General features: G+C 70.1%; 19 protein-coding genes and 3 pseudogenes. 11 read left to right on the top strand and 11 right to left on the bottom strand.

Annotation, left to right across the window (positions count from 1 at the left end):
- Positions 1-15: 15 nt before the first annotated feature.
- The 3 genes from OHA65_RS06620 to OHA65_RS06610 all read right to left on the bottom strand — a co-directional run bounded on the left by OHA65_RS06620 (position 16) and on the right by OHA65_RS06610 (position 4248).
- Entirely contained in the window at positions 16-1728 is a 1713-nt protein-coding gene (locus OHA65_RS06620) for a glycerol-3-phosphate dehydrogenase/oxidase (protein ID WP_327282171.1), read from the bottom strand.
- Between the two features lie 39 nt (positions 1729-1767).
- On the bottom strand, positions 1768-3285 hold the full coding sequence (gene glpK, locus OHA65_RS06615) for a glycerol kinase GlpK (protein WP_327282170.1): 1518 nt from the start codon (positions 3283-3285) through the stop codon (positions 1768-1770).
- A 114-nt stretch (positions 3286-3399) separates the two neighbouring features.
- The gene (locus tag OHA65_RS06610) at positions 3400-4248 is read right to left on the bottom strand and encodes an MIP/aquaporin family protein (RefSeq protein ID WP_405761529.1); all 849 of its coding nucleotides are present in this window, start codon (positions 4246-4248) and stop codon (positions 3400-3402) included.
- A 236-nt stretch (positions 4249-4484) separates the two neighbouring features.
- On the opposite strand from OHA65_RS06610, the gene dhaK reads away from it, so the two are divergent.
- The 3 genes and pseudogenes from dhaK to OHA65_RS06595 form a co-directional block, all read left to right on the top strand.
- Complete coding sequence (gene dhaK, locus OHA65_RS06605; protein WP_327282169.1) at positions 4485-5489, top strand: dihydroxyacetone kinase subunit DhaK; 1005 nt, start codon at positions 4485-4487, stop codon at positions 5487-5489.
- 913 nt (positions 5490-6402) lie between these two features.
- Positions 6403-6879 (top strand): cupin domain-containing protein, encoded by a 477-nt coding sequence (locus tag OHA65_RS06600; protein ID WP_405761526.1) that lies wholly within the window; start codon positions 6403-6405, stop codon positions 6877-6879.
- Positions 6880-7033: 154 nt separating this feature from the next.
- Positions 7034-7394, top strand: a pseudogene (locus tag OHA65_RS06595) (tyrosine-type recombinase/integrase); the annotation flags it as partial.
- Between the two features lie 141 nt (positions 7395-7535).
- Here the strand turns inward: OHA65_RS06595 and OHA65_RS06590 are convergent.
- Positions 7536-8096 (bottom strand): hypothetical protein, encoded by a 561-nt coding sequence (locus OHA65_RS06590; protein WP_329312908.1) that lies wholly within the window; start codon positions 8094-8096, stop codon positions 7536-7538.
- 219 nt (positions 8097-8315) lie between these two features.
- On the opposite strand from OHA65_RS06590, the gene OHA65_RS06585 reads away from it, so the two are divergent.
- Entirely contained in the window at positions 8316-9146 is an 831-nt protein-coding gene (locus tag OHA65_RS06585; protein ID WP_405761523.1) for a hemolysin III family protein, read from the top strand.
- 539 nt (positions 9147-9685) lie between these two features.
- A pseudogene (locus OHA65_RS06580) lies at positions 9686-10584 on the top strand (PP2C family protein-serine/threonine phosphatase); the annotation flags it as partial.
- 857 nt (positions 10585-11441) lie between these two features.
- Here the strand turns inward: OHA65_RS06580 and OHA65_RS06575 are convergent.
- Positions 11442-11866 (bottom strand): annotated as a pseudogene (locus OHA65_RS06575) (MFS transporter); the annotation flags it as partial.
- A 651-nt stretch (positions 11867-12517) separates the two neighbouring features.
- Here OHA65_RS06575 and OHA65_RS06570 point away from each other — a divergent pair.
- The 3 genes from OHA65_RS06570 (at position 12518) to OHA65_RS06560 (ending at position 13879) form a co-directional block, all read left to right on the top strand.
- Positions 12518-12709: a hypothetical protein gene (locus tag OHA65_RS06570; RefSeq protein WP_327282167.1), complete on the top strand. Its 192-nt coding sequence runs from the start codon at positions 12518-12520 to the stop codon at positions 12707-12709.
- 37 nt (positions 12710-12746) lie between these two features.
- Positions 12747-13013 carry a hypothetical protein gene (locus OHA65_RS06565; RefSeq protein ID WP_327282166.1) on the top strand — a complete coding sequence of 89 codons (267 nt, stop codon included), beginning with the start codon at positions 12747-12749 and terminating at the stop codon, positions 13011-13013.
- Positions 13014-13177: 164 nt separating this feature from the next.
- Positions 13178-13879, top strand: a complete 702-nt coding sequence (locus tag OHA65_RS06560) for a restriction endonuclease (protein WP_328761952.1) — start codon at positions 13178-13180, stop codon at positions 13877-13879.
- A gap of 34 nt (positions 13880-13913) precedes the next feature.
- Here OHA65_RS06560 and OHA65_RS06555 read toward each other — a convergent pair whose 3' ends face one another.
- From OHA65_RS06555 to OHA65_RS06545, 3 genes are all read right to left on the bottom strand, one after another.
- Positions 13914-14147: a DUF397 domain-containing protein gene (locus OHA65_RS06555; protein WP_328761950.1), complete on the bottom strand. Its 234-nt coding sequence runs from the start codon at positions 14145-14147 to the stop codon at positions 13914-13916.
- A 460-nt stretch (positions 14148-14607) separates the two neighbouring features.
- Entirely contained in the window at positions 14608-16131 is a 1524-nt protein-coding gene (locus OHA65_RS06550; protein WP_327282165.1) for an aldehyde dehydrogenase family protein, read from the bottom strand.
- Positions 16132-16186: 55 nt separating this feature from the next.
- A complete protein-coding gene (locus tag OHA65_RS06545) occupies positions 16187-17599 on the bottom strand; it encodes a GAF domain-containing protein (RefSeq protein ID WP_328761949.1) in 1413 nt (470 codons plus the stop codon).
- A 209-nt stretch (positions 17600-17808) separates the two neighbouring features.
- On the opposite strand from OHA65_RS06545, the gene OHA65_RS06540 reads away from it, so the two are divergent.
- Positions 17809-17991, top strand: a complete 183-nt coding sequence (locus OHA65_RS06540; RefSeq protein WP_327282163.1) for a hypothetical protein — start codon at positions 17809-17811, stop codon at positions 17989-17991.
- 204 nt (positions 17992-18195) lie between these two features.
- On the opposite strand, the gene OHA65_RS06535 is transcribed toward OHA65_RS06540, so the two are convergent.
- Positions 18196-18651 carry an SAM-dependent methyltransferase gene (locus OHA65_RS06535; protein WP_327286016.1) on the bottom strand — a complete coding sequence of 152 codons (456 nt, stop codon included), beginning with the start codon at positions 18649-18651 and terminating at the stop codon, positions 18196-18198.
- 22 nt (positions 18652-18673) lie between these two features.
- Entirely contained in the window at positions 18674-19468 is a 795-nt protein-coding gene (locus OHA65_RS06530; RefSeq protein WP_329312902.1) for a hypothetical protein, read from the bottom strand.
- Between the two features lie 135 nt (positions 19469-19603).
- Here OHA65_RS06530 and OHA65_RS06525 point away from each other — a divergent pair, with 135 nt between their 5' ends.
- Complete coding sequence (locus OHA65_RS06525) at positions 19604-20518, top strand: oxygenase MpaB family protein (protein WP_327282161.1); 915 nt, start codon at positions 19604-19606, stop codon at positions 20516-20518.
- Between the two features lie 72 nt (positions 20519-20590).
- Here the strand turns inward: OHA65_RS06525 and OHA65_RS06520 are convergent, their stop codons facing one another.
- Positions 20591-21190 carry a methyltransferase domain-containing protein gene (locus tag OHA65_RS06520; protein ID WP_327282160.1) on the bottom strand — a complete coding sequence of 200 codons (600 nt, stop codon included), beginning with the start codon at positions 21188-21190 and terminating at the stop codon, positions 20591-20593.
- Between the two features lie 208 nt (positions 21191-21398).
- Here OHA65_RS06520 and OHA65_RS06515 point away from each other — a divergent pair, with 208 nt between their 5' ends.
- Entirely contained in the window at positions 21399-22205 is an 807-nt protein-coding gene (locus tag OHA65_RS06515; protein WP_328761944.1) for an MHYT domain-containing protein, read from the top strand.
- Positions 22206-22215 lie beyond the last annotated feature (10 nt).

Here is a 22215-nt window from a genome sequence, read left to right as displayed (position 1 = left end):
CCGGCGTGCGGCCGTTCAGTTCACCGGGATGATGTCGGGGGCGCCGAGCCGCACCGCGTCGGCGGTCCGGTCGTCCGGCTGCTGCTGGGCCTCGCGCTCGGCGGCCACGCGCTTGAGGTAGTGGTCGACCTCGCGGTCCTGGTGCGCCCGGTCCCATCCCAGGTGGGGCGCCATCAGCTGGGCCACGGTCGGCGCCGCGTCCACCCCGCGGTCCCAGGACTCGATGGAGATCCGGGTGCGCCGGGCGAGGACGTCCTCCAGGTGGCGGGCTCCCTCGTGGGTCACCGCGTACACGGCCTCGACCCTCAGGTAGTCGTCGGAGCTCGGCAGTGCCTCGCCGAGCGTGGGGTCGGCCGCCACCAGGGCGAGCAGTTCGGGCGCCAGGGAGCCGTAGCGGTTCAGGAGGTGCTCGATGCGGGCGACATGGAGCCCGGAGCGCCCGGCGAGCCGGTGTCGGGAGTTCCACAGCGCCGGATAGCCGTCGGCGCCCAGCAGCGGGACGCGGTGCGTGATGCAGTCGGGAACCTTCTCGTCCAGGCCTCGGACGGCCTCGTCGACCGCGTCCTTGGCCATCACCCGGTACGTGGTGTACTTGCCGCCCGCCACCACGACGAGTCCGGGCACGGGATGGGCGACGAGGTGCTCCCGGGACAGCTTGCTGGTCTCCGCCGCTTCGCCGGACAGCAGGGGGCGCAGGCCGGCGTAGACGCCCTCGACGTCCTCGGGGACCAGTGGGGTGGCCAGGACGCTGTTGACGTGTTCCAGCAGGTAGGTGACGTCCTTGGAGCTGAGCGCGGGGTGGGCTTTGTCGAGCGTCCAGTCCGTGTCGGTTGTCCCGATGATCCAGTGCCGGCCCCAGGGGATGACGAACAGCACGCTCTTCTCGGTGCGCAGGATCAGACCGGTGCGGGAGTTGATGCGGTCACGGGGGACGAGCAGGTGGACGCCCTTGGAGGCGCGGACGTGGAACTGGCCGCGGGTGCCGGCCATGGCCTGGGTGTCGTCCGTCCACACCCCGGTCGCGTTGATGACCTGCTTGGCCCGCACCTCCGTCTCGTCGCCGCTCTCCAGGTCCGTGACGACGGCGCCGACCACCCGCTCGCCCTGTCGCAGGAAGCGGCTGACGCGGGTGCGGTTGGCGGTCAGTGCCCCGTACGAGGCGGCCGTGCGGGCGAGGAACATGGTGTGCCGGGCGTCGTCGACCTGGGCGTCCCAGTACTGGATGGCGCCCACCAGTGCGTCGGAGCGCAGGGCAGGCGCCTCGCGCAGGGCCCGGTGCCTGCTCAGGTGGCGGTGGTGGGGCAGGCCGCCGGAGTTGCCGGAGGCCCTGGCCATCGCGTCGTACAGCAGCACGCCGGTGCCGACGTACGGCCGCTCCGTGATGCGGTGTTGCAGGGGGTAGAGGAACGGCACCGGACGTACCAGGTGGGGGGCGAGGTACCGGAGCAGGAGGCCCCGTTCCTTGAGGGCTTCGGCGACGAGGCGGAAGTCGAGCATCTCCAGGTAGCGCAGGCCGCCGTGGATGAGTTTGCTGGAGCGGCTGGACGTACCCGAGGCCCAGTCGCGGGCTTCGACGAGTCCGACGCTCAGGCCCCGGGTGGCAGCGTCCAGGGCGGCCCCGCTGCCGACGACGCCGCCTCCGACGACGAGGACGTCGAGTTCGCCCTGTCCCATGTCGGCGAGGGCCTGTGTGCGGCCTTGGGGTGAGAGGGCCACCGGATCGACCATGGTCTCCTCCTCAGTGCTGCGGGCGCGCGCGGCCGGAACCTATTCGACCTTGGCCCAGTCGAGCGTGCGCTCCACCGCCCGCTTCCAGCCCTCGTACCCTTCCGCGCGCCGTTCCTCCGACCACTCGGGGTTCCAGCGCTTGGACTCCTGCCAGTGGGTGCGCAGTTCGTCCGTGTCGCGCCAGAAGCCGGTGGCGAGCCCGGCCGCGTAGGCGGCGCCGAGCGCGGTCGTCTCGGCGACTACCGGACGGCTGACCGGTACGCCGAGGACATCGGCCTGGGTCTGCATGCACAGGTCGTTGGCCGTGACTCCGCCGTCGACCTTGAGCACGTCGAGGTGGACGCCGGAGTCCTGCTCCATGGCTTCCACCACGTCGCGGGTCTGGTAGCAGATGGCCTCCAGGGTGGCCCGCGCCAGGTGGCCGTTGTCGTGGTAGCGGGCCAGGCCGACGATCGCGCCGCGGGCGTCGGAGCGCCAGTACGGTGCGAACAGGCCGGAGAAGGCGGGGACGAAGTACATGCCGCCGCTGTCCTCGACCGTGCGCGCCAGGCGCTCGCTCTCGGCGGCGTCGCCGATGATCTTCAGCTGGTCGCGCAGCCATTGCACGGCGGAGCCGGTGACCGCGATGGATCCTTCGAGGGCGTAGATCACGGGGTCGTCGCCGAACTGGTACGCCACGGTGGTCAGGAGGCCGTGCTGCGAGCGGACCAGTTCCGTCCCGGTGTTGAGCACCAGGAAGTTGCCGGTTCCGTACGTGTTCTTCGCCTCGCCGGGCGCGTAGCAGACCTGCCCGACGGTGGCCGCCTGCTGGTCGCCGAGGACACCGGTGATGGGAATGGCCTCGCGCAGCGGCCGGGAGGTGCGGGTCCGCCCGTACGCCTCCGGGTGGGAGGACGGGTTGATGGTGGGCAGCATGGCCCGGGGTACGCCGAAGAAGCCGAGCAGTTCATCGTCCCAGTCGAGGGTTTCCAGGTCCATGAGCATGGTGCGGCTGGCGTTGGTGACGTCGGTGGCGTGGACGCCGCCGTCGGGTCCGCCGGTGAGGTTCCACAGCACCCAGCAGTCGGTGTTGCCGAAGAGGGCGTGGCCCTGCTCGGCGGCCTCCCGCACGCCGTCGACGTTCTCCAGGATCCATTGGATCTTGCCGCCGGAGAAGTAGGTGGCCGGTGGCAGCCCCGCTTTACGGCGGATGACGTCGCCCTGGCCGCCGCGCTCCAGTGCAGCGGCGATGGAGTCGGTACGGGTGTCCTGCCAGACGATGGCGTTGTAGTACGGGCGGCCGGTGCGGGGGTCCCAGACGACGGTCGTCTCGCGCTGGTTGGTGATGCCGACGGCCGCCAGGTCGGAGGCGTCGAGGTTTCCGTGCCGGAGGGCGTTCTGGATCACCGAGTTGGTGCGTTCCCAGATCTCCACCGGGTCGTGTTCGACCCACCCCGAGCGCGGGAGGATCTGGGAGTGCTCCAGCTGGTGCCGCGCCACCTCGTTGCCGGCGTGGTCGAAGATCATGAAACGGGTGCTCGTGGTCCCCTGGTCCACTGCGCCGACGAAGTCAGCCATGGGGTGCCGCCTCCTCTTGGGGATGCCGTGTGTGGGGGCTGTCCGTCCGGGACGGGACGGACGGGATGAACGGACGTGCCGTGCCGTGCCGTGTTCCGCCCGCCCCGGATCCGGTCAGCTCTCGTCCGGTGCCGGTACGCGTCCGGGAGGCTCCGGTTCGGCGGTCGGCAGGAACCGGCCGATGAGGAGCTTGTAGATACCCGCACCCAGCACACCGCCGATGAACGGGCCGATGATCGGCACCCAGAAGTAGAAGTTCCCGTACTGATCTCTCCAGGCCCCTCCGTACCCGGTGAGGAAGCTGGCCAGCCGGGGGCCGAGGTCACGGGCCGGGTTGATTGCGTACCCGGCGTTGGTGCCCCACGCCATGCCGATGGCCACGACGATCAGGCCGACGATGAACGGGGCCAGGTTGGCGCCGGGAGGCGTGCCCAGCAGGTCCGTGACCGCGAAGATCAGCATCAGCAGGATCGCGGTGCCTATGATCTGGTCGCGCAGTGCGCCCCACTCGGTCACCGGCAGGTTGGTGTTTCCGTTGGCCGGGAGCGTGGAGAAGACGACCTGCGTCTTGATGGTGTGACCGGGGTCGGCCTTGGCCAGCGCCTCGGTGTAGTTCCAGCGGACGATCAGGGCCGCCACGAAGGCTCCGGCCAGCTGGGCCAGCGCGTAGGGGGCGACCCTCTTCCACGGGAAGCCCTTGAAGGCCGCAAGGGCGAGGGTCACCGCGGGATTGAGGTGAGCACCGCTCAGCCTCGCCGCGACGTAGACGCCCAGGGTCACGCCGAGACCCCAGGCCCAGGCGATGCTGTCGTGGTTTCCGAGGCCGCCCGCGGGGTCCGTCAGGGCTCCGCCGGCGACCACCTGGGCCACGACACCACAGCCGAAGAGGATGAGGATCATGGTGCCGGCGAATTCGGCCGAGAGTTCGCCGACCAACCCATGTGCTTTGAGGCGCTCCTTCATGGGTGCCCGCTTCCCGCCGGTCCGAAGACCGGCATTCGACTGCCCCGAGCCCCCCGGTTCAGCGTAAGACGGGTCGCCCGTACCTGAAAGGCGAGGGCGGTCCGGCCCCGCGGAGGCCGGTGCCCGCTCGGATTCCTCAATCCTTCTCCGAGGCGGTCGCCCCAGTTCTCGCGGATGTCCGCGGCATGGCAGCACACTGTTCGTATGGATCGCCGGCTCCGACCGGGAGGCACACGATGAAGATGTTGATCAACAGTCCGCAGACCGTGGTCGCGGACGCCCTGCGAGGGCTGGCCGCGGCCCACCCGGAACTGGACGTGGACGCCGACGCCCGGGTCGTCGTACGGCGGGACGCGCGGCAGGGCGGGCGGGTCGGTCTCGTCTCCGGTGGCGGCTCCGGACACGAGCCCTTGCACGCCGGCTTCGTCGGACACGGAATGCTGTCCGCCGCCTGTCCGGGCGAGGTGTTCACTTCCCCCGTGCCCGACCAGATGGTGCGGGCGGCCAAGGCCGTGGACTCCGGCCAGGGGGTGCTGTTCGTCGTCAAGAATTACACCGGGGACGTCCTGAACTTCGACATGGCCGCCGAACTCGCCGAGGAGGACGGCATCCGGGTCGAGCGGGTGCTGGTCAACGACGACGTTGCCGTGACCGACAGCCTCTACACGGCCGGGCGTCGCGGCACGGGGGCCACGCTCTTCGTCGAGAAGATCGCCGGGGCGGCGGCGGAGGAGGGCGCGCCGCTGGAGCAGGTCGCCGCGGTCGCCCGGCGGGTCAACGAGGCCTCGGGCAGCTTCGGCGTGGCGCTGAGCGCCTGCACCACCCCAGCCAAGGGCAGTCCCACCTTCGATCTGCCGGACGGCGAGCTGGAGCTGGGCATCGGGATCCACGGGGAGCCGGGCCGGGAGCGGCGCCCCATGATGCCGGCGGGGGAGATCGCGGAGTTCGCGGTGGGTTCCGTGCTGGAGGACATGGCGAAGGCGGCCCCTGTCGACGGGCCGGTACTGGCCCTGGTGAACGGGATGGGCGCAACGCCGCTGCTGGAGCTGTACGGCTTCCACGCGGAGGTGGCCCGGGTGCTGGCGGCTCGGGGCGTCCCGGTGGCCCGGACCCTCGTGGGGAACTACGTCACCTCGTTGGACATGGCGGGGTGCTCGGTGACGCTGTGCCGGGCCGACGAGGAAATGCTGCGGCTGTGGGACGCACCGGTGCAGACGGTAGCGCTGCGTTGGGGCCGCTGACCCCCCAGGCGGTCTCCCGCCGCGCATCCGCCGGGAGCCGGACATGGGCTCCGGCCGGCGTGCCGTCCGACCGCACGTAGTCCCTGACCCAGGGCACGTCTGCATCCCCCTCATCACTAGTTGTGATCCTCTGCCGAAGGGTGGGCGCCCGCCCACGTGTCGGACGCGGCGCGTCTCTCCTGTCGCGCCAGGGGCGAGGGTCCGGAGCCCGTCGTCGCGAACCAGTGGGCCTGGGTGGGTGGTTACGTGCCCGCCTTTGTGGCGCGATGCGAGACGCCCGCACGCTCGCCTGGAGCAAGTGGCGCGCGAAAGCCCGGTGTGCGCTCCAGCATGGGTGCTCCTGACGGGTGGCAGCGGATGGGTACGTCGCCCATCGTGGGTGGTGCGCGCATGCCCCGCACGCCGACCCGGCCACCTGCGTCCCGGCGTCGCTCGCCCACCACACCAGGTGACACAAATGACGCGAAACATCACGCAACGTGTCATCCTGGCGGGAGGAATCCAGTTCCGCAATAGCACCCGGAGCCGGGCAAGGGCCACGAGGACGAGATGCGCGACGAGAAGTGTTGACCGGCAATCGATCGCCCAGCGGGCTGTGCTGGAGGGCTGGGTGCGTTGTCATGCATCGACCCAGGCTCTGGCTCAGCGGTCGCGGATCGTGCTGGAGTGCGCGGACGGGCACTCGATCATGGAGGTGTTGCGTCGGCGCTTGGCCGGCAAGACTGTCATCGACTGCACGAACCCGGTCGACTACACGACCGGACGTACAGCGGAATGTGGCAATGGGTCGCGGCCGCTTGTGCGGTAGCGGCTCGCGTACCTGTGGCCAGAAGAACCTGGGGCTCTGAGAATGTTGACGTGGGCTGGCGCAAGACCGCGACCGCGTATCGCCTTCGTTGACCGGGAGACACGTATGACCATCAAGGACATCGGGCCGGAACCTCAAAGCTTCGACCTCGAGAAGGCGACGCTCGAGAACACGAACTATCGCGCGGTCGCCTGGTCTGGGAAGTACCTTCAGTTGACCCTCATGTCGATCCCGGTGGGTGAGGACATCGGCTTGGAGGCGCACCCGGAGACTGACCAATTCCTACGACTCGACGCAGGCCGGGGCCGCGTCCAGATGGGCCGCACGAAGGACCGACTCGACTTCGACCGGGAGGTCGAGGATGGCTGGGCAATCTTCGTGCCCGCCGGCACTTGGCATAACGTCACCAACATCGGTGACGAGACCCTGCAGCTCTACGCCGTATACGCGCCGGTCCACCACGCGTCGGGCAAGATCCATGCGACAGTTGCCGACGCGGAGCGCGACGAGGACTCAGGCGACGACGAGCCGACAAGCTGGTCGGTCCAGCCTGCCCAGCAGCCATCGGACGAGCATGCCTGACCGGCGAGGGCTTATCGCGACAGTAGTTCCTGGCCCCGAGGCGAGCCGAGAGAATCACGATCTTCCCTCCCGCCCGTACGCCCGGGCTGTCGCTAGTTCAGAGAATCCGAGGTCCTGATCGGCGCCGGCACTTATGCGACGTTGCTGGTGATGGCGGCACCTGGACTGGTTCGCGGAGAAGGAGCCCGACGGGCTGCTGTTCATAGGGGGGAAGGGTGCGCCGTTCCGGCGCACGACCTTCGGCCGGAAGTGGGCCAAGGCTCGCGCGAAGGTCGGCCTGCCGAAGGACTTCCGCTTCTACGACCTGCGCCACACCGGGCACACCCTCTCCACCCAGTCCGGCGCGACCCTCAAGGACACGATGGTCCGCGCCGTGGCAGTCCTCGGAGAAGGCCGCGATGATCTACCAGCACTCCGACGACGAACGCCAGCAGGAGGTCGCCGGGGGCATCGACGCCCGGGTACGCGCTGCCCGCGTCAAGGGAGCGGTGAAGAGGCAGGCGAAGGGCGCTTGACGATCGGTGGGGTGAGGGGAGGGAGGCGTCACGCCTTCCTCCCCTCACCGGCTCGCTGGGTGCCGTTGGGCCCGAACAGCACCGGTGGCGCTCGTCGATGGCTCGTGTACGGCCGTGCTGTGTCGAGAGGAAACCGGGCGGTCAGACACGCCTCCATGCGTCGAGGAAGGCTTTCCGTTCAGCCGGATCAGCTGATTTGTGGTCCGCGTGCAGGACGCGCCAGGCGGTGAGTTCGAGGTCCCGGAGCCACAGCTCGCCGATGACCTGCGTCTTGAGGTCGGGGAGGTGGTCGGACTCGGCGAGTGCCTGGCCGATGACCTCTCCGGCTGCGACGCGCTGGGGCGAGGTCATCTCGTCGACAGCCGAGAGGATCTGCCCGGCCAGACCGGTGCCTTCTCCGGCCAGCGAACTCAGCACGAATGTCTTGATGTTGGCGGGCAGCAGGTAGAGGGAGCCCGAGGACCTCCACAGGTCCGACCAGAAGCGTTCTCCGGCCTCGGTGGGAGCGGGGAGCGCGGCCAGCAGTCCGAGGAGGTGCGCGGTGGCCGCGTACCCGTCGGAGTGGGCGGATGCGACGACGGCGATGTCGGCGACGCGCTCCACGTCGATTCGGCCCGCTTCGAGGCGCGGGTCCAGTCCCAGTCGCTGTTCCAGCTGGTGGGAAAGGGGGGCGGATGCGTGGGAGCGGAACTCGGGAAGCATCGGCGGTCCTTGAACGTAGGAGAGCGGAGAGGCCCGTTCGGAGGACCCTGATCGTTCCCTTGGCCCGCCGACTTACACGGTTTCCACGGCCCCAGTTGGTGGCAGGCCCCCAGGACCGGAACCATGGGGCGGCTGAACAGGCCACCTCCGGCGGTGCCGGCCCGGTGGTCCGAGGCAGGCCTCGGACCATGCTGCTGCGGGGGCTCCTAGCATGAGCACATGGTTGCCAGTGACGCCCAGCAGTCCGAGGCAGGAAGGGAAGCAGTGTCCCGCGACGACATCGAAACCGGCGGTGTGTCTTCCGCACCGACGGTCGGAGGGAACGAGGCAAGTGGCCCTCCCTCCGGATCGCACCGTGAGAAGGCCCCCGAGGACTCCCACCCGGTTGCCGACCTGGTCGAGCGGGCGGCCGAGCTGGTCGAACCGATCAAGCCGAAGCTACGGGGCTGGCTTCACGCCGGCATGGTGCCCGCCTCGCTGGGCGCGGGTATCGTCCTCATCTGCCTGGCAGGGACACCGCAGGCAGTCTTGGCCTGCACCGTGTACTCCGTCACCGCCTGGCTGCTGTTCGGGACGAGCGCCGTCTACCACCTCGGCACCTGGGGACCACTCGGTGAGGCCGTTCTGCGCCGCCTCGACCACGCCAACATCTTCCTGATCATCGCCGGCACCTGCACCCCACTCTCCGTGCTCCTTCTCCCCCCTGACCAGCGGTCCGTCCTGCTGTGGATCGTGTGGATGGGCGCTCTGGCCGGCATCGCCTTCCGTGTCCTGTGGGTCGGAGCTCCCCGCTGGCTGTACACCCCCTGCTACCTGGCCCTGGGCTGGGCACCGGTGCGATACCTGCCCGACTTCCTGGACAGTGGCGGGGCGGCCGTACTCGCCTTGATCGTGACCGGCGGGCTCCTCTACAGCGCGGGCGCGGTTGTCTACGCCCTCCAGCGCCCCGACCCCTCGCCCCGCTGGTTCGGCTTCCACGAGGTCTTCCACGCCCTGACCGTGGCAGCCTTCACCGCGCACTACATCGCCATCTCCATCGCCGTCTACTGACCACGGCAATGTTCCGACTCGGGGCAGCTGTCGGCGTGGGGCGGGCGAGTTGCCGGCCGGCTTCGGGTCAGGGTGCGAGGGGGCGGCGGAGAGAGAGGTAGTAGTTGCCGACGGCGGACAGGTAGCGGTGGTCAGCCGTTTCACCGTCGGTGGTGAACTGGGGAGCGGCTTTGACTCATTCTCAGCTCGAAGGCGGCGGCCACAGCCACACCGCCGGCTTGACTCGTCCATCCCCATGCCCCGGTGCTTGCCTCGCAACCGAGTCCTCAGAGGATTCCGGGCATGAGCGCTATGCCGGTGGCCGCGCGGCGTCCCCGAGTAGGGCCGATGCCTGCTGTCCGGGTGAACCAGTCAGGCAGCGCGGCCTGCACGGGCAGCAGCAGCCACCTGGCGTGCGGGTCCTCGGGCAGGGTTGAGGACGGTCGGGAGGGGCGGCTGGCCAACGGCGTCGGAGGAGGACAGGAGCGGTCATGCCCCCAACCGAGGAGCGAGATCCAGGCGCCAATCAGAGGCGCGCCGACGGTGAGCAGTTGGTGGAAATGGACCTCGCGGGCACGCTCGCGGCAGCGGAAGCCGCCTCTCCCGTCGAGTCACTGGACGTCGTCGCACGGATGCTCAGGGACCGCCTGAACGCTGCTGCGGTTTCGTTCCTGATCGTCGACTTCACCGGGTCGTCGGTGGTGCGGCTCGGGGCAGCCGACAGCGTCGAGTCCGACGAGCCCCCTGAGCGCGTCGCTCTGCCCGGTACCCTCTACGCGGACGTGTTGCGCACACAGCGGCCGGCCCTCCAGCGAGAGGGCAACAGTTTGGTCAGGGCCGTGGCGCCCGTCACCAACCGCGGCGACGCCATCGGCCTGCTCGAACTCTTTCTACCGGATCGCCCCGATGAGGACGCGATGAGGCAGATCGGTGCGACCGCGCATGCCTTGGCCTACATCGTCATCGCGAACCGGTCCTTCACCGATGTCTACCAGTGGGGCCGTCGTACGCGGCCCCTGAACCTGGCGGCCGAGATCCAGCACCGGCTTCTCCCCACCTCCCTGGCCTGTGAGGCGGCCCAGTTCACGGTCGCCGGAGCACTGGAACCGGCGACGCATGTCGGCGGCGACACCTTCGACTACGTCGTCGACCGCGACACCATGCAGCTCTCCGTCACCGATGCCATGGGCCACGACGTGGAAGCCGCGCTACTCGCCACTCTCGCAGTGGGCGCCCTTCGCAGGGCCAGGCGTGCCGGCGCCGAGCTCGAAGTACAGGCCTTGAGGCCAACCGGGCCGTCATCGACCACGGCAGGCGGGGCTTCGTCACCGGGCAGCTGCTGCGCGTCAGCCTGCTCGACGGGACCACTCAGTTCGTCAACGCGGGGCATCCTTGGCCGCTGCTCCTGAGACAGGAGAGGGTTGAGGAGGTGGTTCCCGAGGTGGATCTCCCTTTCGGTATCCAGCTGCGGCGCCCAGGCCCGAGTGGGGGTAACTCGAGGGACCACCAGCCCGAGTCCGGATGCTGCGCTCCCGGTGAGGATCACGTCTCGGCGGAGCCGGGCGGCCTCCTCCTGGGTGGGGTCCGTATCCGGAACGATCTCGGGGAAGACCTTGCTCAGGACGTGCTGGGCGCTCAGCGGTCGGTTCTCGGCCTCGTGCTCTATGGCGAGGTCTATGTATTCCCGGGCTGTGTCGAGTCGTTTGCGGACCTCGCTGATCGGCAGGTTGAGCGGAATGAGGCCGGCGACACCGGCCGGGTCGTCCGTCTGCCTGGATTTGAGCTCCTGGACCGCGTGGGTGAAGAAGGCTTGGAGTGCCTCGGCCAGAGGCATCGGGGACGTGATGCACTCCAGCGCGAGCGCTTTGATGTTCCAGGAGCAGAGCGGCTTGCTGTGGGTGCAGTTCCAGTGCTTCAGCAGTCGCACCGTCCGGGCGAACGTGTTCTCTGTCTTGTCGATGGCATCCAGCACCATCTCGGTGTGCGTGATCGGATCGGCCCGGTCCCACTTGTCGGCGATCTCCACGTTGGGGATGAAGAGGCCCTTGCCGGAAGGGTGCGGGATCGCGGTCATCACGTCGGCTGTGAAGTCCGGTTGGCCCGCGGTCACCGGGTCGCCGAACCGTACGAGCACGGCCCGCCGTCGCCCGACGACTTCTACGGTGAGATTGGGGAACTCGTCGGCCAGATCCTCCCGTATCGCGTCCCGCGCACGCTCCATCAGGGGGAGCGCATCGTCGCCGTCGGGTCCGAATCCCTGCGAGGAGTTGTTTCAGAGACTTCTCTTGCATCAGTACTCCCTTCGTCTCGCCCTGGTTATCCCCAGTTACGCGCCGTCTGCACCTTCATCGGGCATATGACCGTAAGAATCGTCGAGATGAGTGACAGGGCGGCAAGGGCTGCGAAGAGGTGCGCGTATCCGCCGAGCGGTCCGGCGAGGGCGGCGCCGGCCCAGGGGGCGAGGGCTGCGGCGATGTGGGCGGGGGAGCCGAGGAGGCCGGAGAGGCGGCCGTAGTGCGTGGTGCCCCAGCGGTCGGTGACGGCGGTGGCCTGGAGGAGGTGAGGTTGCCGCGGACGATTCCCGCCAGGACCGCGAGGATGACCAGCAGGGGCATCGGGCCTGGGATGAGGGCGAGAGCGGCTGTGGTTGCGCCGCCGAGGGCGATGAGGGTGGCCGTGCGGGTCGTGACGGATGTGCGGGCCGACAGGCTTGTGTACAGGGTGCGCCCTCGGAGTCCCCCGCCTCTTCACTACGAGATCACGGAGGTGGGTGCGGGGCCCGGGGAAACGTTCATGGGCCACCTCACCTGGGCTGTACGAGCCACCATCACCAACGCCGCACCGATGCCATCGACCTGAAGCTCGCCGGCATCGACTCGCGTGTACCGGGCCGCGATCCGTACCGGCGATCTCCAGGGGGTGGACCGTGTGGTCCGGATCATCGAGCGCATCAGCCATCTCCTCGGGCCGAACAGCCCCGTACGCCTGCAGTTGGGCGGCTCTCTGGACGGAGGTAGCCATATGCTCCAAGTTCGGCTGTGACGAGTGCCACTTCGCGCACACATTCGTCCAACCATGCTGGTGATTCGCTGCCGTTGGCACTGGCGCAGAATTCCCCGAGTCCGGCTAGCTGCGCCAAGTCGACCAAGCCCGCGTAGGAGCGCGGCTGTGCGGCCGGAGCGATGGACAAGGAAGTACGGCCCTCCCGCGCAGGGCCTTGGGGTTAAGACGCAGTCCAGGATTGCGGCCGGGCCATCAAGCCCGCACCCGACAGCTCACCTTGTAGGGGCACCAGGTTGAACCGTGCATGAGGCGGTTCGGTGATCGCCATTCATGGCGGTCTGGCCCGGTGCTCTGCGCCCAGACCGCCTTCCCCTCGGAAGGGCAGGTCGTTGACCAGTCGGGAACGCAAGATCATCTCTGTCTGCTTTGCCGTGCTTCTGTCGCTCCTTGTTGCGGTGGTGGCCGCGCTCCTCAAGAGCAGCGAAGGGGGCACCGTGCTGGAGTCCGCCGCCTACGGCGCTGGCGGCTTCGTGTCGGCCTTCGGCGTCTGCATGTTGGCGCTGATGTTCCTACTCCTTTAGGTGGCATGCGCTGCCTCCGTGCCCGTCGGTACTACGGATGGGCACGGAGCTTGGACACTTTGGCTGGAAGGAGCGCGGGGCCCACGCCGTCACCGACCGCTGGGGCACCACCCAGTACGGCTGGCTCTCCGGGCTCCTCGGCGCGCCCGCACACGCTGCAGCCGCGCTCGCCCCCTTCGTCGGCGCAGTCCTGGCAGGCCCTCTCGGTGGCTACCCCACCCTCTTCGCACCACTTGTTGCACTGTCGATCACCGCCGCCGCAAAAGCCCTCGGAACCCGCCCGGCCAGCGGTCCGAGGGGATGACACAAGCGTTCCTCGGCCTCGGCCACGAGGACGTCCAAGCCGCCGTTGAGCACGTTGCCGGTGGGTGCCACCGGGCCGCATGGATCGAGCCATGGCTGACGGGCGCCCCTTACTGGCAGGCGTCGCCGCGCCCAGACTGCTGATGGGAGACGGGGAGGTACTGCGTGGCAGTACGCAAGAGGCGCCGATCGGCATCACAGAAGCGCCGGGAGGCCCGGCTCAAAGCGGGCGCGTGGGGTGGTTTCATCGTCCTGGCGTTGCTCGTTACCTTCTGGTCGGCGATCTGGCCTTACCTGGTCGGAGTGTTACTCCTCGGGGTTGTTGGCGGCAGCGCTTGGTGGCTGTGGAGGACGGACCGTCTCATCAGGAGCAGCGACCGGCGGTGGCGTCACGACGGAGCGGTCAGCGTCGGCCACCGAACGCTTGCCGAGGTGGACGTGATGGACGGCACGCAGTTCGAGGACTTTGTGGCCGACCTCTGTAGGCGGGACGGATGTGCGGATGTCCGCCGCGTCGGCCGCACGGGCGACGATGGAGCCGACGTGCGCGGCCAGCTGCCCGACGGCCGGACGATGGTGATCCAGTGCAAGCGGTACAACCCGAAGCGGAAGATCTCAAGCGGAGAGGTCCGCAACCTCCTCGGGTCACAGGTGCACTTCAAGGCCGAGGTCGCTCTCTTCGTCACCAACACGTACTTCAGTGGCCCCGCCGAACGCTGTGCCGTGCAGAACGGTGTCCTCGCCGTCCACCGTGATCATTTGGGTCTGTGGAACCACGGAGCGGCACTCTCGTCACTCACAGCGGTGAACGGAGCCGGCCAGGGCGACCGCCGACACCGCGCCCTGCGGAAGAATACGTACGAGTAGCGCTGTTGGCGGGTTGGCTTCTGGCAGCCGGCCGTCAGCCCGTGCCGTTGGCGGCTGCTGGCTCCTCCTGCACGGGGCTGGGGCTGGCAGGCCCTGCTGTACTCGACGAATGAAGACCACGCCGAGGGGGCCCCACCGTGATGGTGCCGCCGTCCCGGCGTTTGGTGTCGCGGACCATGACACAACCAGGCGTATCGCTCGCGACCTCGACGCACGTTTCGGTTCCGGTGTACGAGCTGGTCCGCCAGTTGGGGCCGCCTTCGGGCACTACCTCTCCTGATGGCTGAAATGATCGATTGCTGCTCTGATGAGTGACATTGCGGGTTCGCCGTAGACGGCCGACTGCACCCCGGTGTGGTTTGCGGAATGGGTTCTTGATCTCGGGGTCGTGTCCCCTGTGGGACACGGTGTGGTCAGGTCACTAGTGGCCGCCATGCTCAACGCCGCCGGTTTCCGGGTGGTGACGCCTTCTGCTCGACGTCTGGGGTGGGTCGTTCACTGCGCAGGCGGCGTGGACGGTGGCTACGGGGTCCGAAGACGGCCAGTGTCTGCTGGTATGCGCGGTGGACCGGCGATCGCGCTGGTCCGTGACTGGCCCGGATCTTCTCTATGAAGTTGGATTCCGGAGGGAAATGAACCCTGGAATCACGCGGCTTCGGTAGCTATTGCGAGACGAGGGCACGGATCCTGGCCGGTCGTTTGTGCAGGTCAGGCACCGTGCTCAACTTCTAGAAGAAGCCGATCTTCTTGGGGGAATAGCTTACTAAAAAGTTCTTCGTCTGCTGGTAGTGCTCCAGCATCATCTTGTGGGTCTCCCGGCCGATGCCCGACTGCTTGTAGCCGCCGAATGCCGCGTGGGCCGGGTAGGCGTGGTAGCAGTTCGTCCAGACGCGGCCCGCCTGGATCGCGCGGCCCGCGCGGTAAGCCGTGTTGATGTCGCGCGTCCATACGCCGGCGCCCAGGCCGTACGCCGTGTCGTTGGCGATGCGAATGGCGTCGTCGAAGTCATGGAAGGAGGTCACGGACACCACCGGGCCGAAGATCTCCTCCTGGAAGATCCGCATCCGGTTGTCCCCCTCGAAGATGGTCGGCTGAACGTAGAAGCCGCCCGCCAGCTCCCCGTCCTGGTCGATCCGCTGCCCGCCCGTGAGGATCTTCGCGCCTTCCGTCCGGCCGATCTCCACGTACGACAGGACCTTCCGCAGCTGCTCCTCGGAGGCCTGCGCGCCGATCATCGTGTCCGTGTCCAACGGGTGTCCCGGCACGATCAGTTCGGTACGGGCAACGGCCGCGTCGAGGAAGTCCCCGTACCGGCCGCGCTCGATCAGCGCGCGCGAGGGGCTCGTGCACACCTCGCCCTGGTTCAGGGCGAACATGGTGAAGCCCTCCAGGGCCTTGTCGCGCAGGTCGTCGTCAGTGGTCCAGATGTCGTCGAAGAAGAGGTTCGGGCTCTTGCCGCCGAGTTCGAGGGTGACCGGCTTGAGGTGCTCCGCCGCGTACTGCATGATCAACCGCCCCGTGGAGGTCTCCCCGGTGAACGCGATCTTCGCCACGCGCGGGCTGGACGCCAGCGGCTTGCCCGCCTCCTCGCCGAAGCCGTTGACGATGTTCACCACGCCGGGCGGCAGCAGGTCCGCCACCAGGCTCAGCCAGTAGTGCACCGAGGCCGGGGTCTGCTCGGCCGGCTTGAGGACCACCGTGTTCCCGGCCGCCAGCGCCGGAGCCAGCTTCCACACCGCCATCAGGATCGGGAAGTTCCACGGAATGATCTGCCCGACCACGCCCAGCGGTTCGTGGAAGTGGTAGGCGACGGTGTCGTCGTCGAGCTGGCTGAGCGCGCCCTCCTGGGCGCGCAGCGCACCCGCGAAGTAGCGGAACTGGTCGATGGCCAGCGGCATGTCGGCGGCGAGGGTCTCCCGGATCGGCTTGCCGTTCTCCCAGGTCTCCGCGACCGCGAGGGCCTCCAGGTTCTGCTCCATCCGGTCCGCGATGCGCAGCAAGATCGTCGACCGCTCGGCGACGGAGGTGCGCCCCCAGGCGGGCGCCGCCGCATGCGCCGCGTCCAGTGCCCGTTCCACGTCCTCGGCCGTGCCGCGGGCCACCTCGGTGAAGGTCTGGCCGTTGACGGGGGAGGGGTTGGCGAAGTACTGGCCGAGAGCGGGCTCGACGTACTCGCCGCCGATGAAGTGGCCGTAGCGGGACGCGTACGACATGAGCGCGCCTTCGGTACCGGGCGCAGCGTAACGGGCCATGGTGGTCCTCCCCTTGCCGGGCGCCGGCCGCCGTCGGACAGCGCTCGGGAGGAGGCTAGGAGCGGGCAGGTTGCGGATACGTTGCACGGCGCGGCCGAACCGGCTCCCGCCGGGCGCGCGTCGGTTCGGCACCGGCACCGGCACCGGCACCGACATCGGGTGCTGGTGCTGGTGCTGGTGCCGGTGCCGGTGCGGCGCGGGACGCGGGCGCGGCCGCGGTGCCCAGTTCGCTGTCGAGGCTGCGGACGCGGGCCAGCGCGGCCGGGCGTGCCTCCGGCGGCAGTGCCGCGGCCAGCGCCCGCCACACGGCGGCGTCGTCCGCGCCCCACGGAGTGCACACCCAGTCGGTGAGCAGTCCCACGTCCGCCCGGGCGATCACAGCGGCCCGTGCCTGGTCCTCGATCCGGCGCCGCAGCCGGACGATGCCCGGCGCGGTCGAGCCGGGGAGCAGCGGGCCCGCGTAGTGCTGGAGGGCCGCCGAAACGGCGCCGGCCGCCAGGTGGCGGGTCACGACGGTGAAGTCGGCCTCCAGCGGCGCCGTCGTACGGTACGGGCGCGAGAGCGGAGCGCGGTCCCCCAGTAGTCCCCGCAGTCGTGACATTTCGGCGCGCAGCGTCACCGGTGACACCGATTCGTCCTCGTACAGTGCGATCGCCAGCTCCTCGCCCGACAGCCCCGTCGGGTGGTGTGCGAGGAGAGCCATGATCTCGCTGTGCCGCCGCCCCAGCCGCAGGCCGGCGCCACCGCCCGCCAGCAGCGCCTCGTCCTGGCCGAGGGCGGCCAGGGTGTCCCCGGCGGGCGGCGGTAACGGGTCCAGCAGCGCCAGCTGGGCCTCCGCGGCCCGGGCCACCGCCTGCACGAAGGCGAGGGAGTGCGGATGGGCCAGGCCGTCCCCGCCGGTGATGTCCACCGCACCGAGCAGCCGTCCGGTACGGGGATCGCGCACCGGAGCCGCCGCACACGTCCACGGGTGGACCCGGCGGCTGAAGTGCTCCGCCCCGAACACCTGCACCGGCTCCCCGACGGCGACCGCCGTGCCGGGCGCGTTCGTACCCATCGCGGTCTCCGCCCACCGCGCGCCCGGGACGAAGCCGAGCCGCTCCGCCCGCCGCAGCGTGGCCGCCTCTCCCTCCACCCAGAGCAGGCTGCCCCGGGCGTCGCACACCGCCAGCAGATGGGCCCCGTGCGCCGCGAACGCCCCCACGAGCTCCCGGAACACCGGCATCACCCGGGCCAGGGGGTGCTGCGCCCGGTACGACCGAAGTTCCGCCTCCGCCAGCTCCACCCGGGGCGTGCAGTCGGGGCTGAGCCGGGCCCGGGCGCACCGCCGCCAGGACTTCGCGATCACGGGCCGGACCTCCGCCTCGCAGCGCCCGTCCCGCGTGAACGCGGTGTGTGCCCGCCGCAGCACTCGCGTGCGCTCGGCGGGGTCGGCCCCGCCCGGCAGCGCCACCGACGGATCGTCCATGCCACCCTCCCGAGGTGCCGCGTACCCGCAGCGCCCCCATCGTCGTCCCGGCCCCGGGCCCCGACAAGCTCTGCGTCGGCCACGCGCCGTTCCGAAAAGCCGCCGAGGCGTGCTGCCGGCCGGAGCCGACGGCCCGGGCGCCCGGGAACGCCTCGCCGGGGCGGGGCGTTGAGGGGGTAGTGGACGACGACAGGTGGAGGTGTCCGCAGATGTCCAAGCGTGGCAAGGTCGCGGTTGCCGGAGTCGCGGCAGCCCTCGTGTTGTTCTGGACGGTCGGGTTCTGGGCGGGACTGCTGGTCCTGATCGGGGTGCCGGCGGCCGCCTACCTGCTGCTGGACTCCTCCCAGCGGCGTCGTCTGCGGGGCGTGTCCAGGAAGCAGCTGGGCCGCTGAGCGGGCCCGGCAGGCCCGGCGGGCGAGTCGCCTGACCGCCCGGTCCGGGGCAGGAGCCCGGGGACCCGTCGGGCGGCGGCTCCATGCCCGGCGTGCGGGGTTGCTACGCCCGGCGTGGGGCGCCTCCGTGTCCGGCGTGCGGCGTCTGCGTGCCCGGCGTGCGTCCCGGCCGTGGGCGAACCCGGTGGCCGCGGCGGGCACGGTTCAGTAGTAGTCCCGCATCAGCGTCGTCGCCCACTCCGGCTGGCCGTGTTCGCCGCGTGGGCCGAACTCCGTCATGTACGGCTTCAGGTCGAGGACCGGCGTGCCGTCCACTGCGTCCAGGCCCTCCACGTGCACGTCCAGGCCGTCCACCTGCAGGATCCGGCAGCGGGAGACCCCCAGCCGGTTCGGCCTGTTCTTGCCGCGCTGGGCGAAGATGCCGACCAGTGGCCAGTCCGGGTTGCCCCGGGGGTGCCGTGCGCCCGTCTCGATCTTCTCCACCGGGACCCGGTCGAAGTGGTAGACGACCTCCAGGTGCGAGAACTCCGCCAGCCCGTACAGGGCCTCCGGACCGAACCGCCCGGCGTCCAGCCGGATCACGGACCTCTCCCGGCCCCAGTCGTCGTCGACCACTGCCGTGCGGCCGCCCACCACCACGGCCACCGGCTCCGATTCCACCAGCACGATGTCTCCCTCGGGTTCAGGCCGGGCGTACGGCGATACGGTCCAGCGCCGCGAGCAGCTCGGCAAGCTCCGGCAGACCTTGATCGTGGTCCCCGTCGCGGGGGACCGCGAGAACCTCGCTCGGCTCCTCGTCCAGCAGTACGAAGGCCGCGTCGTCGGTCCGGGCCACCAGTGACCACCCGGGACCGTCCGCCCGCAACGTCCTCGCCCCCTCGCCGGCGAAGGAGGACCGCACCCGGCCGGGCGGCGGCGGGCTCTGCACGTACTCCAGGGCTTCCTTGAGCGCCCGCGCGAGCCCGGGGTGCGCCGCGGCCGCCGCTCCGCCGTCCGTCGCGACCCGATCCCGCCAGGCGGCCCATTCCCGGGCGATCTGGTCCGCGCCCATCCGCCGCTGCACCGGCCCCCACGCCTCGGCGGAAGGCGGAGCCAGCGGCACCCGGCCGGTGCCGTCGGCACCCTGTTCCGGGTCGTGCGGCTCCGGGATTCCGGGCGTCGCCACCGACAGGTCCAGCGGCCAGCCCGCCAGCGACACCACGATCGACCGCTCGTCGGGCGACAGGTCGTACTCCATGCCGCAGTCCCAGGAGGCGATCGCCATGGCAACGAGCGAGACGTCGTCCACGACGACGGTCCAGCGCGCGCCCTCCTCGTCCTGGCCGAGCACCAGCCCATACCCCTGTGCCGCCGGCTCCACACCCAGCAGCGAGCACGCTTCGGGGAAATCGTCGCCCAGGATGCCCGGGAACTGCGCGGGGGTCAGCAGTACGGCGGTCAGCACATAGAGCGAACCGCCCCCTTCCTCGTCGGACACCTGGCCTCCCGGTCGCTCTCTCGTCGGCGCACCCTAACCAGCGGGTAACCCCCGCGTCGAGAGCCTGCGGGCGCCGATTTCCAAGCCCGCTACCTGCACGTAGAGTTGGCCACCCGCCACAGAAAGGGACACCCGGTGCAGCGTTACGACCGGCTGAGGGAGATCCTCCGTCTCGACCCCGACAAGGACTTCCTCGCCATCTACCGGCTCACCGCCACCTACGAGTTCCCCTGGGACTTCACCCGTGCCCTGGAGCTCGCCCTCTTCCGGACCTACGCGGTCCCCAGCATCGGCCGCCTGCTGGCCGAGACCGCCGAGTTCACCGACCGCCCGCAGAAGCGCTACGACGACACCGCGCTGCTCCTCGACGCGGTCGTGGAGCACGGATTCCAGAGCGAGACCGCGCGCACCGCGATCCGCCGCGTCAACCAGATGCACCGCGCCTACAACATCACCAACGAGGACATGCGCTACGTCCTGTGCACGTTCGTGGTGATTCCGGTGCGTTGGATGGACGCCTACGGCTGGCGCCCCATGACCCACCACGAGCGCCGGGCCAGCGCGAACTACTACGCCGAACTCGGTCGACACTTGGGCATCACGGACATCCCGGACTCCTATGAGGAGTTCGAGAAGACCCTGAACGCCTACGAGGACGCCCATTTCGGCTGGGACGAGGGCGGCCGCAAGGTCGCCGACTCCACCATCGGCCTGATGGCCTCCTGGTACCCGGCGCCGCTCGCCCCCGCGGTGCGCGCACTGAGCCTCTCGCTCCTCGACGAGCCGCTGCTGTCCGCGTTCCGCTACGAGGACCCCCGCCCGCAGGTCAAGCGGCTGGTCCGGGGCGTCCTGAAGCTGCGCGGCCGCGCCGTCCGGCTGCTGCCGCCGCGTAAGGCCCCGCACTACGCCCGGCAGAACCCGGAGATCAAGGGCTACCCCCGCGGCTACGACGTGGGCGAGCTCGGCACGTTTCCCGTGCCCGGCTCGGGGGGATGCCCCGTGCCGCATCCGCGCCGGCCGGCCGAGGCCGAGGCCCAGCCCCCGGCGTGATGGGGGGCACCTCCCCGGACCCCGGGCGAGGTGCCGTCGTACACGTGCACGGGTGTGTTCGGGGTGTGCGGCTCAGGGCTGGCGCACCGCGAGCACGAGGAAGCGGGCGTCCTCGTCGGCGTACGAGGTCATGTCCCAGCCTGCACCGGCCAGCAGCGGGCCGAGGTTGTGCTCGGCCCGCAGGTCGTCCTGCGTCAGCGCGCGGCCGTGCCGTGCCGCCAGCGACGCTCGCCCGATCGGGTGGAACAGGGCGAGCCGGCCGCCGGGCCGGACGACGCGGGCCAGCTCGCGCAGGTTCGCCTCCGGGTCGGGCAGGTGCGCGATGAGGCCGGCGGCGAACACGGCGTCGAGCACGCCGTCGCGCAGCGGCAGTCGGGCCACGTCCGTCAGCAGCAGCGTGCCCTCGGCGCCCCGCCCCGCCTGCCGCGCGGCGGCCAGCATCTGCGGGGTGAGGTCCGCGCCGAGCACCGTGCCGCCCGGGCCGACGGCGGCGCGCAGAGCCGTCAGTGCGCGCCCGGTCCCGCAGCCCGCGTCGAGGACGCGGTCCCCGGGGCGCAGCTCGAATTCGGCCACGGCCCGGGTGAACGCCGGCTCGTCGGAGGGGAACTTCCGGTCCCAGTCGGCGGCGCGCGCTCCGAAGAACTCCTGCACGTGCGTGTGGTCTTCGCTCATGTGGACATGATCCTCCACGGGACTCGCGGCGGGACTCGTGCCGGGGCGGGAGCTTTGCGTGCTGTGCGTGCGGTGCGTGCGGTGCGTGCGCAAGGTGGCCCGTGGCGTGATCGAAGACGAACGTAGCTCTGTCATATTCCAGCAGTTCCAGCTTCTTTCGAAATGCGCCCCTTGTTCGTGCCCTCACCCGGACTAGCGTCCCGGGGCCATGGGACACCTCGACCACGCGGCCTATGGCTGGCTGACACCCGTACTGTCATATGTGATGGCGTGCATAGGCGCCGCCCTCGGGCTGCGCTGCACCGTCCGCGCGCTCGCCGCCACGAACGGACCCTCCCGCCGCAACTGGCTCCTCACCGCGGCCTCCGCCATCGGCACCGGCATCTGGACGATGCACTTCGTCGCGATGCTCGGCTTCAACGTCACCGGCACCGAGATCCACTACAACGTGCCGCTGACCATCCTCAGCCTGCTCATCGCCGTCCTCGTCGTCGGCGCCGGCGTGTTCGCCGTCGGCTACGGCCGGGCCCGCGGCCGTGCCCTGGTCCTCGGGGGGCTCACCACCGGCCTCGGCGTCGCCAGCATGCACTACCTCGGCATGGCCGCCCTGCGCCTGCACGGCAGCGTCTCGTACGACCCGCTCCTGGTCGGGCTCTCGGTGGCCATCGCCGTCGTCGCGGCCACCGCCGCGCTGTGGGCGGCGCTCAACATCAAGGCGCCGGTCGCCGTGGCCGTCGCCTCGCTCGTCATGGGCGTCGCCGTCAGCAGCATGCACTACACCGGGATGCTGGCGGTCGCCGTCCGTGTCGTGCCCTCGGACCAGACCCTGCCCGGAGCCACCGCGATGCAGTTCATCTTCCCGCTCGCCGTGGGGCTCGGCTCGTACCTCTTCATCACCTCCGCGTTCGTCGCCCTCTCCCCGACCGCCGACGAACGCGCCGCCTCCGCATCCGCCGCTCGGCACCTGGGCGGGCACGCGCCGGAGCGGGCGGCGCCGCCCGCTCCGGCCCGCTAACCCCAAGCCG

It is taken from the genome of Streptomyces sp. NBC_00045 (assembly GCF_045041095.1).
Lineage (GTDB): Bacteria > Actinomycetota > Actinomycetes > Streptomycetales > Streptomycetaceae > Streptomyces.
Note: the sequence above shows the minus strand (reverse complement) of the source record. Positions and strands in the feature narration are given on the sequence as shown.